Below are 17412 nucleotides of genomic sequence, written 5' to 3' on the forward strand. Positions count from 1 at the left end.
GTGTGGGATTTTTCCAAGGGCAATGAAAGTCGCTCAAGTCCGGGCTGTCCAGCGACAACTGGTGTTGCCAGTGATACAGGTCAGGTACATTGACCTTTTTGGGTGTTTTGTCGCCTGGCTGCAGGCCGCGTCGTCAGTGGGCTGGCGCCGGTTTGCCGGCAGCGCCGAGAAAAACTGTTGATGAATTTTTCGAAAAGGCGGATCGGTCGATGCTGAGCGCGGAATTGAAGGCGTTCTACCGGGTAGCGAAGCTGGGCAGCATCACCCAGGCGGCGAAGAAGCTCGGCCTCAGCCAGCCGACCGTGACCACGCAGATCCGCAACCTGGAGAGCCAGTATGCGGTGGAGCTGTTCTATCGCGGCGGCCGTCGCCTGACCCTGAGCGACGAGGGCTCGCGTCTGCTGCCGATGGTCGAGACGCTGTTACAGCAGGAAGCCGACATCGAGTTCTACCTGCGCAACTGCGGGCAGATGCAGGGCGCGCTGCGCATCGGCGCCACCTCTCCTTATTACGTGCTCGGGCTGATCAAGAACTTTCGCGAGCGCTTCCCGCAGATCGAAGTGTCGGTGGAGATCGGCAACTCCCAGCAGGTGCTCGAATCGCTGATCGAATGCCGGGTGGACCTGGCGGCCTCCTCGCAGCAGGTGGACGACGCGCGCCTGACCCGCGTGGTGCTGGGCAGCGATCCGCTGGTGCTGGCGGTACACCGCAGCCACCCGCTGGCGGCGCTGCAGTCGGTGAGCCTGGGCGACTTGCGCAGCCATTGCCTGCTGATGCGCGAGGCGGGTTCTACCACCCGCCAGTTGACCGAAGCGATGTTGCAGCAGGCGGGGGTGACACCCGCCTCGATGCTGGAGATCGGCAGCCGCGAATCGATCCGCGAGGCAGTGATCCGCAACCTGGGCGTGAGCATCATCGCCCGCCAGGAAGTGCCGGATAACCCGCAGTTGTGCGTGCTTGAGATCAAGGGCGCCAGCCTGATCGACGAGTACCTGTATTGCCTGAAGGACCGGCGGCAGGCGCGCCTGCCGAGCGCGTTTCTGGCGTTGGCGCAGGTGTAGAACCGATTCCTGTGTAGGAGCGGGCCATGCCCGCGATCAGAGTTTCCCTCCCCACCGAAGTCAGAGCGACGCACGAACGTAGGATGGTGTTCACCGGCTAGGACGGCAGGGCGCCGGGCAAGGTGGCAGTTCGTAGGGCGAATAACGCGCCAGCGTTATCCGCCACATGGGTATTGGCGGATAACCCGTTCCGGGTTATGCGCCCTACGTTTGCCCGCTCAACACCGCCACTTCCAAAAAATCTTCGCCCCCATACCCAAATCTGCCTATGGATCTATCGGCGCACTTGGCCCTTTAGCAATAGTGTCGTCGCAATCGCTCCCTAGCATGGACCTCGTTCCTTCACGTCACGGCTCACGCGGCGTGGACCACAAGAATACGAGGTACCGCCATGCATCCCACCGTTGCCGGCACGCCGCTCAGCGTGCGCCACATCCGCAAACGTTTCGGTCAGTTCGTCGCTCTCGACGGCGTGTCGCTGGACGTCAAGGCCGGTGAGCTGGTGTGCCTGCTCGGCCCTTCCGGCTGCGGCAAGACCACCCTGCTGCGCTGCATTGCCGGGCTGGAGCAGCAGGACGAGGGCACCTTGCACCTGGGCCTGCGCGATGTCTCGAACCTGCCGCCGCAGGCGCGGGACTACGGCATCCTGTTCCAGTCCTACGCGCTGTTTCCCAACCTCACGGTCGAGCAGAACATCTCCTATGGCCTGGCCAACGCTTCGAAGGATGAAGCGCGCCGCCGCGTCGCCGAGATGCTCGAGCTGGTCGGCCTCAGCGGCAGTGAGAAGAAGTACCCCGGCCAGCTCTCTGGTGGCCAGCAGCAGCGCGTCGCCATGGCTCGCGCGCTGGCGCCGAGCCCGTCGCTGCTGCTGCTCGACGAGCCGATGTCGGCGCTGGACGCCCGCGTCCGCGAACACCTGTGCGGCGAGCTGCGCCAGCTGCAGAAGAGCCTGGGCATCACCACCGTGATGGTCACCCACAACCAGGACGAGGCCATGTTGATGGCCGACCGCATCGCGGTGATGAACCACGGGCGCATCGAGCAGTACGGCACGGCGCAGGAGATCTACAGCAGCCCGAGCACGCCCTTCGTCGCCGAGTTCGTCGGCCAGGGCAACTGGCTGCCCTTCGAGCGCGGCAGTGACGGTCACGCGCGGGTCGGCAGCCTCAATCTGCGCCTGCACTGCCAGGCACCGAGCGCCTCGGGCCGGTTGTTCTGCCGCCCGGAAGCGATCAGCGTGAACCCCGCCGTGCACCAGGAAAACCTGTTCCGCGCGCAGGTCCGCGAGATCACCTTCCTTGGCAACCGCTGCCGCATGAGCTTCGAGCTCGAGCAGCTGCCGGGCCACGCGCTGCTCGCCGAGCTGGCGCCCGAGGACATGCCGCGCCTGGGCACCCCGGACATCTGGGTGTCGCTGCCGCCCCGCAGCCTGCAGGTGTTCGCCTGAGATGGAAGCCGTGGTGAAACACAGCCCGGCGCTGTCCGCCGGCAAGATTCGCGGCGATCTGGGTGATCGCCTGTTCGTCCGCGGCGGCAAGTACCTGCTGCTGCTCCTGCTCACTCTCGCGGTGCTGATGCCGCTGCTGGCCATCTTCTGGCGCGGCTTCAGCGGCGAAGCAGGGCAGGGCGGCGGCCTGGCAGCCATGGGCGAGCTGCTGCGCAGCGACAACTTCCACTGGCTGCTGGGCAACAGTCTGAAGGTTTCGTTGAGCGTGGCGTGCATCGTCGTGCCGGCTGCCTATCTGTTCGCCTACGCGCTGCAACGCACGCTCATCCCGGCCAAGGGCCTGTGGCGCGGGATTTCCCTGCTGCCGCTGCTGGCGCCGTCGATGCTACCGGGCATCGCGCTGATCTACCTGTTCGGCAACCAGGGCCTGCTGCGCCACCTGCTGCCGGACAACATCTACGGCTTCTGGGGCATCGTCCTCGGCGAGGCTATCTACACCTTCCCCCATGCGCTGATGATCCTGCTGTCGGCGCTGTCGCTGGCCGATGCGCGCCTGTTCGACGCCGCCTCGAGCATGGGCGCCGGGCCCTGGAAGGCCTTCCGCAGCATTACCTGGCCGGCCTCGCGCCAGGGTGTGTTCGCCGCCTTCTGCCTGGTGTTCACCCTGACCATCACCGACTTCGGCGTGCCGGTCGTGGTAGGCGGCGACTACCAGGTGCTGGCGCTGGAAGCCTACAAGGCAGTGGTCGGCCAGCAGCAGTTCGGCCGTGGCGCGCAGATCGGCATGATCCTGCTGCTGCCGGCACTGCTCAGCTTCGCCGTCGACACCTGGCTGCGCCGTCGCCAGGGCGACGCCATGAGCGGCCGTGCGCAGGTCTACCATCCCAAGCCGTCGCGTCGCCGCGACGGTGCCTTCCTCGCCATCGTCGTGCTGATCAGCGCGGTGCTGCTGGGCGTGCTGGGCATGGCCGTGTATTCCTCGCTGGTGAAGTTCTGGCCCTATAACCTCTCGCTGTCGCTGAACCACTACGACTTCAACACCACCGCCGGCGGCGGCTGGCTGGCCTACCGCAACAGCCTGACCATGGCCGCGTGCACCGCGATAATCGGCAGCGCGCTGATCTTCACCGGTGCCTACCTGATCGAGAAGACCCGCGAGCAGCGCTGGCTGAGCCAACTGCTGCGCATGCTGTGCTTCGTGCCGATGGCCGTGCCGGGCCTCGTGCTGGGTCTGGGCTACGTGTTCTTCTTCAACCTGCCGGGTAACCCGCTGCACGTGTTCTACGGCAGCATGGCGCTGCTGGTGGTGTGCACCATTGCCCACTACCTGACCACCGCGCAGATGACCGCCACCGCCGCGCTGCGCCAGCTCGACGGCGAGTTCGAGGCTGCCGCGCTGTCGCTGAAGATGCCGCTGTGGCGCCACTACCTGCGCGTCACCGTGCCGATCTGCCTGCCGGCGCTGCTGGACATCACCCGCTACCTGTTCGTCTCGGCGATGACCACGGTCTCGGCGGCGATCTTCCTCTACAACCCGGACACCATTCTCGCCGCCGTCGCCGTGCTGAACATGGACGACTCCGGCAACGTCGGCGGCGCTGCTGCCATGTCGACCCTGATCCTGCTCACTTCCGCGGCCGTGTCGCTGCTGCTGGCCGGCGCCTCGCGCGGCTTGCTGCGCCGCTCGCAGGCCTGGAGGACGGGCGCGAACCCTTAACACCGCTGGACGCTGTCGCCCGGCGCCTGTGCGCCGGGCTCAACCCCTGACAAACCCGCCCCGAGCGGGAGACCAACACTGCCAAGGAGCTCCACATGTTCAAACGTCTTGCCCTCGCCGCCGCCGTGGTTGCCGGTTTCGCTGCACAGGTCCACGCCGCCGACACCGAGCTGACCGTCTACACCGCCCTGGAACCGGAACAGCTGACCGCCTACAAGCAGGCCTTCGAAGCCGAGAACCCGGACATCAAGATCAAGTGGGTGCGCGACTCCACCGGCATCGTCACCGCCAAGCTGCTGGCCGAAAAGGATCGCCCGCAGGCCGACGCCGTGTGGGGCCTGGCGGCTTCCAGCCTGGCCATCCTCGACCAGCAGGGCATGCTGGAGAAGTACGCACCCAAGCACCTGGACGCCATCGGCAAGAACTACCGCGACCCGGCCAACCCGCCGGCGTGGGTCGGCATGGACGTCTGGGCCGCCACCATCTGCTTCAACACCGTCGAGGCCGAGAAGCTCGGTCTGGAGAAGCCGGTGAGCTGGCAGGACCTGACCAAGCCCGAGTACAAGGGCAAGATCGTCATGCCGAACCCGGCTTCCTCGGGCACCGGCTTCCTCGACGTCTCCGCCTGGCTGCAGACCTTCGGCGAGAAGCAGGGCTGGGCCTACATGGATGCCCTGCACGAGAACATCGGCCAGTACGTCCACTCCGGCTCCAAGCCGTGCAAGCTGGCCGCCGCCGGCGAGTTCCCGATCGGCATCTCCTTCGAGTACCCGGCCGTGCAGCTCAAGCGCCAGGGCGCGCCGCTGGACATCGTCCTGCCGAAGGAAGGCCTGGGCTGGGAAATCGAAGCCACCGGCATCGTCAAGGGCACCCAGCACGAAGCCGCCGCGAAGAAACTCGCCGACTTCTCCGCCAGCCCCAAGGCCATGGAGCTGTACAAGGAAAACTTCGCCGTGCTGGCCCAGCCCGGGATCGCCAAGCCGCAGACCGAACTGCCGGCCGACTACGAACAGCGCCTGATCAAGAACGACTTCGCCTGGGCCTCGAAGAACCGCGACGAGATCCTCGCCGAGTGGCGCAAGCGCTATGACGGCAAGTCGGAGAAGGTCGCGCAGAAGTAAGGTTCGACTGATATTCGGCACTGGCGGCTCCCTCTCCCCAACCCTGGCTACGCGCCCCGCTCCGAGGGGAGAGGGGGCTGTCCGGTGTGCTGGTTCGAGGTTGGTGCAGTCGTGGAACCCAAGAGGGCAGGACAACGCGCGACTGAAAGTGCATTCGCTCTGAAGGTTGCACCTAGAACACCAGGATGAACTCGTAACTTTTCTCGGCAGAGGAGGGTCCCCTCTCCCTTCGGAGCGGGGCGCGTAGCCAGGGCTGGGAGAGGCGCTTTTCTGCTTGTTTTATACGCAAGGAACTTATCCCCATGACCCAGACCCACTGCGACGTCGCCATAGTCGGCGCCGGCATCCTCGGCCTTTCCCATGCCTACGCCGCCGCCCGCCGCGGCCTGTCCGTGCGTGTCTTCGAACGCACCGCCACGCCCCTGGGCGCCTCCGTGCGCAACTTCGGCCAGGCGCTGGTCACCGGCCAGCCGCCGGGCGTGATGTCGGAACTGGCCCGTGCCAGCCGGCCGATCTGGGCGCAATGGGCGGAAGGCGCCGGGTTCTCCCTGCGGCGCAACGGCTCGCTGCTGTTTGCCCGCAGCGAAGCCGAGGAACACCTGCTGGAAGCTTTCTGCGCCGGTCGCGCCAGGGAACTGGACTACCGCGTGGGCCTGCTGCGCGGCAGCGAACTGAACGACCTCTATCAGGGCCACTTCCGTCATCATCGCGCGGCACTGCTGGGTTTCGACGACCAGCAACTGTATTCCCGCGAGGCGCTGCCGAGCCTGATCGACTACCTGCGCCGCGAGCACGGCGTGGCGTTCCACTTCTCCACCCTGGTGCGTGACGTCGACACCGGCGTGCTGCGCACCACGGCGGGCACCTTCACCGCCGGGCAGGTGATCGTCTGCTCCGGCCACGATTACCAGACGCTGCTGGCCGAGGTCATCGCGCCGCTGGAGCCGCAGGTATGCCGGCTGCAGATGCTGCGCGCCCGCCCGCAGGTCGACATCGGTCTTTCCCATTCGATCCTCACCGGCCTGAGCTGCGTGCATTACGGCGCCTTCTCCGACCTGCCCGAGGCCGAAGCGGTGCGCGAGCAGATCCGCCGCGAAACGCCGGAGCTGGAAGAGCAGGGCATCCATTTGCTGGTCAGCCCGACGCCCCATGGCGAGCTGATCATCGGCGATTCCCACCACTACGGCAGCGACGCCGCGCCGTTCAACGCCGAATTCGTCGACCGGCTGATGCTGGAGCTGGCCGAGGACACGCTGGGCATGCGCGTCGAGGTTGTCGAACGCTGGCAGGGCGTCTACGGCTCGCGCGGGCCAGGACCGTTCTCGGTGCTGCAGGCCGCCGACGGCATCAGCGCCGTGCTGATGCACACCGGCGTGGGCATGAGCATCGGCCCGGCGCTGGGTGAACGCACTGTTGCCGCACTGTTCGGCTGACACGGGGCTGTCATCTGCCGTTCACCCGGTTCTGATAACACCGGAAGGGCGACGCGGCTTTCGTAGGGCGCATGAAGCGGAACGCCTCATCCGCCATGGCGGATGACCGCAAGCGGTCATTCGCCCTACGTCAGATATCCCAGGTTCAGCGGGGTCCCATGAACCACAGCATCGTCCAGAACCATCAGGATTCCGACCTGTTCGGCCTGCTGTATGGCTTCAGCTTTCGCCCCGGTCAGCCAGGGCTCGAGATCGATTCGCCCACCGCCCTGCAGCGTCTGCAGGAGCCGCGAGCGGCGGACGAGTTCCTCTGGCTGCACCTGAACCTGGCGCACGCGGCCTGCGAGCGCTGGATGAAGTCGCACCTGGAGCTGCCCGACTACTTCTTCGAGACCCTGCGCGAAGGCTCGCGCTCCACCCGCATCGAGCATGTGGACGGTGCGCTGCTGGCGGTGGTCAACGACGTGGTATTCGACTTCGGCAGTCGCATGTCCTCGGATGTCGCCACCCTCTGGGTCTGCGCCCGTGGTCGCCTGCTGGTCACCGCCCGTGCGCAGCCGCTGCGCTCGGTGGACACGCTGCGTTCTTCGGTGAAGCACGGCGAGAGCTTCAACTCGCCACTGGAGCTGCTGATCCACCTGCTGCGCGACCAGGGTGAAATCCTCACCCGCATCGTTCGCGAGACCAGCATCAGCGTGGACCGCATCGAGGACCAGCTGCTGTCCTCGCGCCTCTCCGCCAGCCGCGCCGACCTGGGTGCCATGCGCCGCGTGCTGGTGCGTTTGCAGCGCCTGCTGGCGCTGGAGCCGGGCTCGCTGATGCGCCTGCTCAACCGCCCACCGATGTGGCTGACGGAGGACGATGTGCGCGTATTGCGCGAGGCTACCGAGGAGTTCTCCCTGGTGATCAACGACCTCACCGCGCTGGGCGAACGCATCAAGCTGCTGCAGGAAGAGATCGCCGCGAAGATCAACGAGCAGAGCAACCGCACGCTTTTCACCCTCACCGTGGTCACGGTGCTGGCGCTGCCGATCAACATCATCGCCGGCTTCTTCGGCATGAACGTCGGTGGCATTCCCTTTTCCGGCGACCCGGAAGGTTTCTGGATCCTGGTGGTGCTGGTGGCCAGCTTCACCGGTCTGGCCGGGCGCTGGGCGTTCCGCAAGCGCGACGATTACTGACGGGATTTCCCTGTAGCGGCGCGCCATGCGCGCTCCTACACGGTGATTCCGGCGTCCGGGCAAAAAAAGACCGGCGCAAAGGCCGGTCGAGGGGGAAGAATTCGTCGTCAGCGGCAGACGAGGGCGATGGCCGCCGCCAGGTGGTCGAGGCGCTCGCCGTCGAGCCCGGCGATGTTCGCGCGGCCGCTGCTCACCAGGTAAATGCTGTGCTCCTCGCGCAGGATGCGCACCTGGTCGGCCTGCAGGCCGGTGTAGGAGAACATGCCGCGCTGGATGGCGATGTGTGCGAAACGATCCGCCAGCCCGTGGGGGCGCAAGGCTTCCACCAGGCCGACACGCAGCTCGGCGATGCGCCCGCGCATGCCGTCCAGTTCGTCCAGCCAGAGGTTCTTCAGTTCCGGGTCGCCGAGAATGGTGGCGACCACTTCCGCGCCATGGGCCGGCGGGGTGGACCACAGGTTGCGGGCGAACAGCGCCAGCTGGCTGCGGATGTCGGTGAGCTTGTCGGCGTTCTCGGCGCAGACGATCAGCGCGCCGACGCGGTCGCGGTAGAGGCCGAAGTTCTTCGAGCAGGAACTGGTGATCAGCACTTCCGGCAGGCTCTGGGCAAGCAGGCGCACGGAGTAGGCGTCCTCTTCCAGGCCGTCGCCCAGGCCCTGGTAGGCGAAGTCCAGCAGCGGCAGCAGTTCGCGGCGACGGACGATCTCCAGTACGCGCTGCCATTGCCCGTGATCCAGGTCGAAACCAGTGGGGTTGTGGCAGCAGGCGTGCAGCAGCACCACGTCGCCCTGGGGGATTTTCTCCAGCATGGCGAACATGGCTTCGGCGTCGAGGCGGTTGTCTGCGCCAACGTAGGGGTAGTGCTTGATCGGCACGCCAGCGGCGGCGAACAGGGTCTCATGGATCGGCCAGGTCGGGTCGCTCAGCCAGATGCTCTTGCCCGGCAGGCAGTGCGCGATGAACTCCGCCGCCAGACGCAGGGCACCGGTGCCGCCGGGTGTCTGGGTGGCGTCGGCGCGGGAGTCGGCCAGTAGCGGCGAGGTGACGCCCAACACCAGCTCGCACAGGCGCGCGGCGAACAGGGCATCACCGTGGCTGCCGACGTAGCTCTTGGTGGTTTCGCTATCCACCAGGCGCTGTTCGGCGAGCTTCACCGCGCGGGGGATCGGGGTGAGGCCCTGGGCGTCCTTGTAGACGCCCACGCCAAGGTCGAGCCGCGCGGGATTGGGGTCCGCCCGGTAGGCTTCGAGCAGGCCCAGGATCGGGTCGCCCGGTACGCGGGTGACCTTGGCGAAATGGTTCATTTGCGTCCCTCTGCTGTCGCGGCCAGCTCGTCGGTGCGCGCGGCCATGATGAAGTCGTTGCGGTGCAGGCCCTTCAGCTCGTGGCTCCACCAGGTGACGGTGACCTTGCCCCACTGGGTCAGCAGGTCGGGGTGGTGGCCTTCTTCCTCGGCGATGGCGCCTACGGCGTTGGTGAAGGCCAGGGCGTGCCTGAAGTTCTTGAACAGGAAGACCCGCTCCAGTTCCATGTGATCGTCACGGACCTCGATGTTCCAGTCCGGAATCTGCTTGATCAGCACCGCCAGTTCTTCGTCGGACACCTTCGGGGCGTCGGCGCGGCAGGCTTCGCAATGGGCTTGGGTGAGTGCGGTCATGAAAGGTTCTCCTTGTCGTGGGGTGGCATAGGAGTGCGCTCGCGAACCATCTTAGGCTCGCGAGCACGTCTCATCCTAGGCACAGATGGGATCGATTGCAGCGGATCAGGCGGCCTGTTTCGGCGGAAACTTCGGCGCGTGCAGGCCCAGGCGCATGGCTTCGCGCACCAGCGCCATGATGTCCTCATGGGCCAGCTCGAACAGCCGCTTGAGTTCGGGGAGCACGAAATACAGGGGCTGCAGAATGTCGATGCGGTACGGCGTACGCATGCATTCCAGCGGGCTGAAGGCTTGGTGCTCGGGCTCGCCGGAGAGGCTGTAGACCGTCTCCCTGGGCGACGAGAGGATGCCGCCGCCGTAGATGCGCAAGCCCTGCGAGGTATCCAGCAGGCCGAACTCGATGGTCATCCAGTAGAGGCGGGCGAGGTACACGCGCTCTTCCTTGCTGGCGGCGAGGCCGAGCTTGCCGTAGGTGTGGGTGAATTCGGCGAACCAGGGATTGGTGAGCAGCGGGCAGTGGCCGAAGATCTCGTGGAAGATGTCCGGCTCCTGCAGGTAGTCCAGCTCTTCCGGGGTGCGGATGAAGGTGGCAACGGGGAATTGCTGGCTGGCCAGCAGCTCGAAGAAGGTCTGGAACGGGATCAGCGCCGGCACCCGCGCCACGCGCCAGCCGGTGGCGGCCTGGAGCACCTGGTTGACCTCGCCCAGCTGCGGGATGCGCTCATGGGGCAGGCCGAGCTGCTCGATGCCGTCCAGGTATTCCTGACAAGCGCGGCCCTCGATCACTTTCAGCTGGCGGGTGATCAGGGTATTCCAGACCTGATGTTCGGTTTCCGGGTAGTGGATGAAACCGTCTTCGTCAGGTTGGCGGGCCACGTACTGCGTTGTCTTCATGGAGCCTCCGGCGTCGAGCTGCCTGTTCTTGTGATGACTCACAAATAGCGCGATGCGTGCCGGCGAACAGCCCCCTTGGCGCTACCCTGGCAGGTCGGTGGTCCGTCAATCCGTAAAGAAAACATTACGATCGTCGGCGCCAGCATCCGGCCATGGCTTGAAGGTGCGGTGATCTGTCACATATTCTTGACGGTAATTTCCGGCCGCCTTGCGAATACCCGTGCCGGAGCGCCCACCACAACGACAACCACGGGCCCGCCATGCGCATCAAAGTGCACTGCCAGAACCGCGTCGGCATCCTGCGCGACATCCTCAACCTGCTGGTCGACTACGGCATCAACGTCAACCGCGGCGAAGTCGGTGGCGAGCAGGGCAACGCCATCTACCTGCTCTGCCCGAACCTCATCAACCTGCAGTTCCAGTCGCTCAAGCCCAAGCTTGAAGCGGTGCCCGGCGTGTTCGGCGTCAAGCGCGTCGGCCTGATGCCCAGCGAACGCCGTCACCTGGAGCTGAACGCGCTGCTGGCGGCGCTGGAGTTCCCGGTGCTGTCCATCGACATGGCCGGGCAGATCGTCGCGGGCAACCGCGCCGCTGCTCAGCTGCTGGGTGTGCGCGTCGACGAAGTGCCGGGCATCCCGCTGTCGCGCTACGTCGAGGACCTCGACCTGCCCGAGTTGGTGCGGGCCAACAAGGCGCGCATCAACGGCCTGCGGGTGAAAGTGAAGGGCGACGTGTTCCTCGCCGACATCGCGCCGCTGCAGACCGAGCACGACGAAAGCGAAGCACTGGCTGGCGCTGTGCTCACCTTGCACCGCGCCGACCGCGTCGGCGAGCGCATCTACAACGTGCGTCGCCTGGAGCTGCGCGGCTTCGACAGCATCTTCCAGAGCTCGCGGGTGATGGCCGCCGTGGTGCGCGAAGCGCGGCGCATGGCGCCGCTGGACGCGCCACTGCTGATCGAAGGCGAGACCGGCACCGGCAAGGAGCTGCTGGCCCGCGCCTGCCACCTCGCCAGCCCGCGCGGACAGTCGCCGTTCATGGCGCTGAACTGCGCCGGCCTGCCCGAATCCATGGCCGAGACCGAACTGTTCGGCTACGGCCCCGGTGCCTTCGAGGGCGCCCGCCCGGAAGGCAAGCTCGGCCTGCTGGAGCTGACCGCCGGCGGCACGCTGTTCCTCGACGGCGTCGGCGAAATGAGCCCGCGCCTGCAGGCCAAACTGCTGCGCTTCCTGCAGGACGGCTGCTTCCGCCGCGTCGGCAGCGACGAGGAGGTGTACCTGGACGTGCGGGTAATCTGCGCGACCCAGGTCGACTTGTCCGAACTGTGTACCAAGGGCGAATTCCGCCAGGACCTCTACCACCGCCTCAACGTGCTGTCGCTGCACATCCCGCCGCTGCGCGAATGCCTGGACGGCCTGGAGCCGCTGGTGGAGCACTTCCTCGACCAGGCCAGCCGGCAGATCGGCTGCTCGCTGCCCAGGCTGTCGCCGCAGGCACTGGATCGCCTCGGTCGCTACCACTGGCCCGGCAACGTGCGGCAGCTGGAGAACGCGCTGTTCCAGGCGGTTTCGTTGTGCGAAGGCGGCACCATCCGCCCCGAGCACATCCGCCTGCCGGACTACGGCGCGCCGCACCCACTGGGGGATTTCTCCCTGGAAGGCGGGCTCGACGCCATCGTCGGCCGGTTCGAACGGGCGGTGCTGGAGCGGCTCTACCGCGAGCACCCGAGCAGCCGGCAGCTGGGCAAGCGGCTGGGGGTGTCGCACACCACCATCGCCAACAAGCTGCGAATGCATGGGCTGGGGCAGAACGACGAATCCTGATGAGGGCGTGGGACCTGCTCGCGGTCGCGGGTGGGGGACGTTCCGGTGTGCAGGATTTCGCGGACAAGGCCCGTTCCTTCCCGAGCAGTTCGTAGGGCGCACAACGCGCCAGCGTCATCCGCCGCTGGGGCATCGGCGGATAACCCGTTCCGGGTTATCCGCCCTACGTAAACGGGGGAGCGCGCGTTGCAGGAGCGGGCCATGCCCGCGATCCGTCGGCAGGGCCGGCGCCAGCCAATCACCAGGTCTTCGGCCGATACCCCTTCACGCAGGCCCGCACCTCGTCGTCGATCACGTTGCCCGGCTTGATGCAGTCGGACAGCCTGCGCGGGCTATCGCTGTAGGGAGAGGCCGCTGGAGTCGCCTGTGGGCCGGCAGGGGAAATACCCAGGCGGCTTTGCAGCACCACCCAGCGCTCCTGAAGCCAGGCATGGCTGGTGGGGTTGCGCCACAGGGCAGTACCGGCGGCGAGGAGCAGCAGCGGGATGAGGAACCACAGCAGCGGCCTCACCAGCAGCCGCCAGTTGCGTTTCGGGTCTTCGGGCGGCTTCTGCTTGTTCCGCTGCCTGACCTGCTCCCAGTAATAGTCGCGATCACGCTCGCTCATCGGTGTGCTTCCGCCGGGTGGATGCGTGAAGAGTAACGGCTGGCGCGACCTGCTGCGAGGCGCGATCAGTGGTCCTTGTGACGGGCTTCGCGCACCACCATATTGGTCTGCATGACTGCTCCTCGAACTTCCTCCCGCGCCAGGCGCGCCGATGTGCTGTCCGCCTTCCACCCGGTGGTGGCCGGCTGGTTCCGTGCGCACTTCGCGGCACCGACGCAGGCGCAGGTCGAGGCGTGGCCGGCAATCCAGGCAGGCGAATCGACCCTGGTGGCGGCGCCCACCGGTTCGGGGAAGACGCTCACGGCCTTTCTCTCGGCCATCGATGCACTGGTCCGCGAGGGGCTGGCGAACGGCGGTACGCTGCCGGATCGCACCTCGGTGGTCTACGTTTCGCCGCTCAAGGCGCTGTCCAACGACATCCGCATCAACCTCGAGGAGCCCCTGGCCGGCATCCGCTCGGCGCTGCTGGAAATGGGCCTGCCGGAGGTGGATATCCGCACGGCGGTGCGCACCGGCGACACCACTTCCAGCGAGCGCGAGGCCATGCGCCGGCAGGTGCCGCACATCCTCGTCACCACACCCGAATCGCTCTACGTGCTGCTCGGCTCGGATTCCGGCCGCGCCATGCTCGCCGGCGCGCGCAGCGTGATAGTCGATGAAATCCACGCGCTGGCCGCGAGCAAGCGTGGCAGCCATCTGGCGCTGTCACTGGAGCGTTTGCAGGCTTTGTGCGAAGCGCCGTTGGTGCGCATTGGCCTGTCCGCCACGCAGAAGCCCATCGAGGCAGTGGCGGGCTTCCTGGTCGGGCGCCACCAGACCTGCCGCATCGTCGACATCGGCTACAGCCGCGAGCGCGACCTGAACCTGGAAGTGCCCGCAGCGCCGCTGGAGGCGGTGATGTCCCACGATGTCTGGGACAAGGTCTACGACCGCCTCGCCGAGCTGGCCAGCGAGCACCGCACCACGCTGGTGTTCGTCAACACCCGGCGGCTGTCCGAGCGCATCACCCGGCACCTCGCCGAGCGCATCGGCGCCGGCTGGGTCGCGGCGCACCACGGCAGCCTGTCCAAGGAACTTCGCCTGGGCGCCGAACGGCGGCTCAAGGCCGGGCAACTGAAGGTGCTGGTGGCCACCGCGTCGCTGGAGCTGGGCATCGATATCGGCGACGTCGAGCTGGTCTGCCAGATCGGCTCGCCGCGTTCCATCGCCGCCTTTCTGCAGCGGGTCGGCCGCTCCGGCCACAGCGTTGGCGGCACGCCCAAGGGGCGGCTGTTCCCCACTTCGCGGGATGACCTGATCGAATGCGTGGCGTTGCTCGACAGCGTGCGGCAGAACGAGCTGGATGCCCTGAGCATTCCCCACGCTCCGCTGGACGTGTTGGCCCAGCAGATAGTCGCCGAAGTGGCCTGCCAGGAATGGCGCGAGGACGCGCTGTTCGAACTGTTCACTGCCGCACAACCTTACGCCGACCTCAGCCGCGAGCACTTCGACGCCATGCTGCGTACCCTCGCCGAGGGCTACACCAGCCGCAACGGCCAGCGCGGCGCTTACCTGCACCGTGATGCCGTGCACCAGCGCCTGCGTGGCCGGCGCGGAGCCAAGCTCACCGCCGTGACCTCCGGTGGCACCATTCCCGACACCGGCGACTACGCCGTGCTGCTGGAGCCGCAGGGCCTCAGCGTGGGTACGGTGAACGAGGACTTCGCGGTGGAGAGCCTGGCCGGCGATGTGTTCCAGCTGGGCAATATCTCCTACCGCATCCTGCGCGTGGAGCCGGGCCGCGTGCGCGTCGAAGACGCCCAGGGCCAGCCGCCGAACATCCCCTTCTGGCTCGGCGAGGCGCCAGGGCGCACCGATGAGCTGTCCACCAGTGTCGCTCGCCTGCGCGGGCAGCTGGACGAGTTGCTCGCCCAGGGCGAGAACGACCCTGAACCGCTGGCACGGGCCATCGACTGGCTGCAGGGGCTGCTCGGCCTGAACGACGCTGCGGCGCGGCAGCTGGTGGAGTACCTGGCCCGCGCACGCCACGCCCTCGGCGCGTTGCCGACGCAGAAGACGCTGATCCTCGAACGCTTCTTCGATGAATCCGGCGGCATGCAACTGGTCATCCATTCGCCTTACGGCAGCCGTATCAACCGCGCCTGGGGCCTGGCCTTGCGCAAGCGCTTCTGCCGCACCTTCAACTTCGAGCTGCAGGCTGCGGCCACGGAAGACGCGATCATCCTCTCGCTGTCCACCAGTCACAGCTTCCCGCTGGACGAGGTGTGGCGCTACCTGCACTCCAACAGCGGCGAACATGTGCTGATCCAGGCGCTGCTCGATGCACCGCTGTTCGGTGTGCGCTGGCGCTGGAACGCCACCACCGCGCTGGCCTTGCCGCGCTACAGCGGCGGGCGGAAAGTCGCCCCGCAGTTGCAGCGCATGCGCAGCGAGGACCTGCTGGCCTCGGTGTTCCCCGACCAGGTCGCGTGCCTGGAGAACATCGTCGGCGAGCGCGAGATCCCCGATCATCCGCTGGTGGCTCAGACCCTCGACGACTGCCTGCACGAGGCGATGGACTGTGAAGGCTGGCTGGACCTGCTGCGGCGCATGGAACGCGGAGCGGTGACCCTGCTGGCGCGTGACCTGCCAGCACCATCGCCGCTGGCGGCGGAGGTGCTGTCCGCCAGCCCTTATTCCTTCCTCGATGACGCACCGCTGGAAGAGCGCCGCACCCAGGCCGTGCAGAGCCGCCGCTGGACCGACCCGGAAAGCGCCGACGACCTCGGTGCGCTGGATGCCGATGCCATCGACGCGGTACGCGCCGAGGCCTGGCCCGAAGCCCGCGACGCCGACGAGATGCACGAGGCATTGACCGGTCTGGGTGGCATCCGCGACAGCGAGGCGCAGGCCAATGAGGGCTGGCCTTTCCTGCTCAAGTCACTGGCCAAAGCGGGGAGGGCGACGCGCCTGGAGCTGCTCGCGGGCGCAGTCTGGGTGGCGGCGGAACGGCTCAGCCAGTGGCTTGCGCTGCATCCGCAGGTCGCGATGAAGCCTTCGCTCGATCTGCCTGCGGCGCTGTGCGAGCCCTGTGCGGTGGACGAAGCGCAGGTCGAACTGGTGCGGGCGCGCCTGACCTGCTTCGGCCCGCGCCTGCTGCGCGAGCTGGCGGATGACCTGGGCATTTCCTCCGGCGATACCGGCTTCGCCTTGGCCAGCCTGGAGCGCGAGGGCTACGTGCTGCGCGGTCGCTTCACGCCGGGCGTGAGCGAGGAGGAATGGTGCGAGCGCCACCTGCTGGCGCGCATCCACCGTTACACGGTCAAGCGCCTGCGCCGGGAGATCGAACCGGTGGCGCGGGCGGATTTCATGCGCTTCCTGTTCGACTGGCAGCGAGTGTCCGCTGGATCGAGGGTGCGCGGTGCTGAATCCCTGGCCGGCGTACTCAGCCAGCTGGAAGGCTTCCAGGCCGCTGCCAGCGCCTGGGAAAGCGACCTCCTGCCCAGCCGCGTGGCCGACTACGGCATCAACTGGCTGGACGACCTGTGCCGCGCCGGTCGCATCGTCTGGGCGCGTCTGCCCGGCCGAGCCGCTGCGAAGGGGCGCGGCGGCCCGCTGAAGAGCACGCCCATCGTGCTGCTGCCCCGCGCGCAGATGGCGCAGTGGAGCGCGTTGAGCGCGGGGCAGACGGAGGCCGAGCTGTCCGCCAAGGCCAGCAAGGTGCTGGAGGTACTCAAGGAGCACGGCGCGTCCTTCTTCGAGGAGCTGGCCAGCGACAGTCACCTGCTGCGCACCGAGCTGGAAACCGTGCTGGGTGAACTGGTGGCGGCCGGGCGGGTGAATGCCGACAGCTTAGCCGGCCTGCGCGCCCTGCTGATGCCGGCGGCTCGGCGGCACCCGCAGCGTCGTTCGCGTACGCCACTGTTCGGCATGGCCGATGCCGGGCGCTGGGCGCTGCTGCGCCGCGCCACGCTGGAACCAGGAACGCGGTTGCCGGCGGAGGTGCTCGAGCATGTCGCCATGACCCTGCTGCGCCGCTACGGCGTGGTCTGTTGGCGCCTGCTCGACCGCGAAGCCGACTGGCTGCCGCCGTGGCGCGACCTGCTGCGGGTCTACCACCGCCTGGAAGCGCGCGGAGAAATCCGTGGCGGGCGCTTCGTCGCCGGGCTGACCGGCGAGCAGTTCGCCCTGCCCGAAGCGGTCGGCCTGCTGCGCGAAGTGCGCCGCCGTGAAGCGAGCGGCGAATGGGTGGTGGTGTCGGCGGTCGACCCGCTGAACCTGGCTGGCACCCTGCTGCCGGGGCGCAAGGTGCCGGCCGTGAGCGGCAACCGCGTGCTCTATCGCGATGGCGTGCCGGTGGGCGCGCTGATCGCCGGCGAGGTGGAGCTGCTCGCGGAGCTGCCGCCAGACGACCAGGCCCGCGCGCGGGAGCTGCTGATCCGCCGGTAAGCCGGGCGCGCCTGACGTACACTCAGCGGCACGGAAGTTTGTC

General features: G+C 67.3%; 12 protein-coding genes. 8 read left to right on the forward strand and 4 right to left on the reverse strand.

Annotated elements, in window-relative coordinates:
- The first annotated feature begins 209 nt into the window (after window positions 1-209).
- From IB273_RS21450 to IB273_RS21475, 6 genes are all read left to right on the forward strand, one after another.
- Complete coding sequence (locus IB273_RS21450) at window positions 210-1061, forward strand: LysR family transcriptional regulator (RefSeq protein ID WP_192224969.1); 852 nt, start codon at window positions 210-212, stop codon at window positions 1059-1061.
- 391 nt (window positions 1062-1452) lie between these two features.
- Window positions 1453-2508 (forward strand): putative 2-aminoethylphosphonate ABC transporter ATP-binding protein, encoded by a 1056-nt coding sequence (locus IB273_RS21455; RefSeq protein WP_192224970.1) that lies wholly within the window; start codon window positions 1453-1455, stop codon window positions 2506-2508.
- Between the two features lies 1 nt (window position 2509).
- On the forward strand, window positions 2510-4225 hold the full coding sequence (locus tag IB273_RS21460) for a putative 2-aminoethylphosphonate ABC transporter permease subunit (RefSeq protein ID WP_151186391.1): 1716 nt from the start codon (window positions 2510-2512) through the stop codon (window positions 4223-4225).
- Between the two features lie 95 nt (window positions 4226-4320).
- On the forward strand, window positions 4321-5346 hold the full coding sequence (locus IB273_RS21465) for a putative 2-aminoethylphosphonate ABC transporter substrate-binding protein (protein ID WP_037012373.1): 1026 nt from the start codon (window positions 4321-4323) through the stop codon (window positions 5344-5346).
- Window positions 5347-5648: 302 nt separating this feature from the next.
- On the forward strand, window positions 5649-6779 hold the full coding sequence (locus IB273_RS21470) for a TIGR03364 family FAD-dependent oxidoreductase (protein WP_192224971.1): 1131 nt from the start codon (window positions 5649-5651) through the stop codon (window positions 6777-6779).
- 158 nt (window positions 6780-6937) lie between these two features.
- Window positions 6938-7960 (forward strand): transporter, encoded by a 1023-nt coding sequence (locus tag IB273_RS21475; RefSeq protein WP_081518006.1) that lies wholly within the window; start codon window positions 6938-6940, stop codon window positions 7958-7960.
- A gap of 107 nt (window positions 7961-8067) precedes the next feature.
- Here IB273_RS21475 and IB273_RS21480 read toward each other — a convergent pair whose 3' ends face one another.
- The 3 genes from IB273_RS21480 to phhA all read right to left on the reverse strand — a co-directional run bounded on the left by IB273_RS21480 (window position 8068) and on the right by phhA (window position 10511).
- The gene (locus tag IB273_RS21480) at window positions 8068-9264 is read right to left on the reverse strand and encodes an amino acid aminotransferase (protein WP_192224972.1); all 1197 of its coding nucleotides are present in this window, start codon (window positions 9262-9264) and stop codon (window positions 8068-8070) included.
- Window positions 9261-9617: a 4a-hydroxytetrahydrobiopterin dehydratase gene (locus IB273_RS21485; protein ID WP_081518008.1), complete on the reverse strand. Its 357-nt coding sequence runs from the start codon at window positions 9615-9617 to the stop codon at window positions 9261-9263. The genes IB273_RS21480 and IB273_RS21485 overlap by 4 nt, the downstream gene beginning before the upstream one ends.
- Before the next feature lie 105 nt (window positions 9618-9722).
- Window positions 9723-10511 carry a phenylalanine 4-monooxygenase gene (phhA, locus tag IB273_RS21490; protein WP_081518009.1) on the reverse strand — a complete coding sequence of 263 codons (789 nt, stop codon included), beginning with the start codon at window positions 10509-10511 and terminating at the stop codon, window positions 9723-9725.
- A 260-nt stretch (window positions 10512-10771) separates the two neighbouring features.
- Between phhA and IB273_RS21495 the strand changes: the two genes are divergently transcribed.
- Window positions 10772-12334 carry a sigma-54-dependent transcriptional regulator gene (locus IB273_RS21495; protein ID WP_081518010.1) on the forward strand — a complete coding sequence of 521 codons (1563 nt, stop codon included), beginning with the start codon at window positions 10772-10774 and terminating at the stop codon, window positions 12332-12334.
- Window positions 12335-12572: 238 nt separating this feature from the next.
- Here the strand turns inward: IB273_RS21495 and IB273_RS21500 are convergent, their stop codons facing one another.
- Window positions 12573-12941 carry a hypothetical protein gene (locus IB273_RS21500; protein WP_192224973.1) on the reverse strand — a complete coding sequence of 123 codons (369 nt, stop codon included), beginning with the start codon at window positions 12939-12941 and terminating at the stop codon, window positions 12573-12575.
- A gap of 111 nt (window positions 12942-13052) precedes the next feature.
- Here IB273_RS21500 and IB273_RS21505 point away from each other — a divergent pair, with 111 nt between their 5' ends.
- On the forward strand, window positions 13053-17369 hold the full coding sequence (locus tag IB273_RS21505) for a DEAD/DEAH box helicase (protein WP_192224974.1): 4317 nt from the start codon (window positions 13053-13055) through the stop codon (window positions 17367-17369).
- Window positions 17370-17412 lie beyond the last annotated feature (43 nt).

The sequence above is a fragment of the Pseudomonas sp. PDM19 genome (genome assembly GCF_014852215.1).
In the GTDB taxonomy this organism is placed as follows: domain Bacteria; phylum Pseudomonadota; class Gammaproteobacteria; order Pseudomonadales; family Pseudomonadaceae; genus Pseudomonas.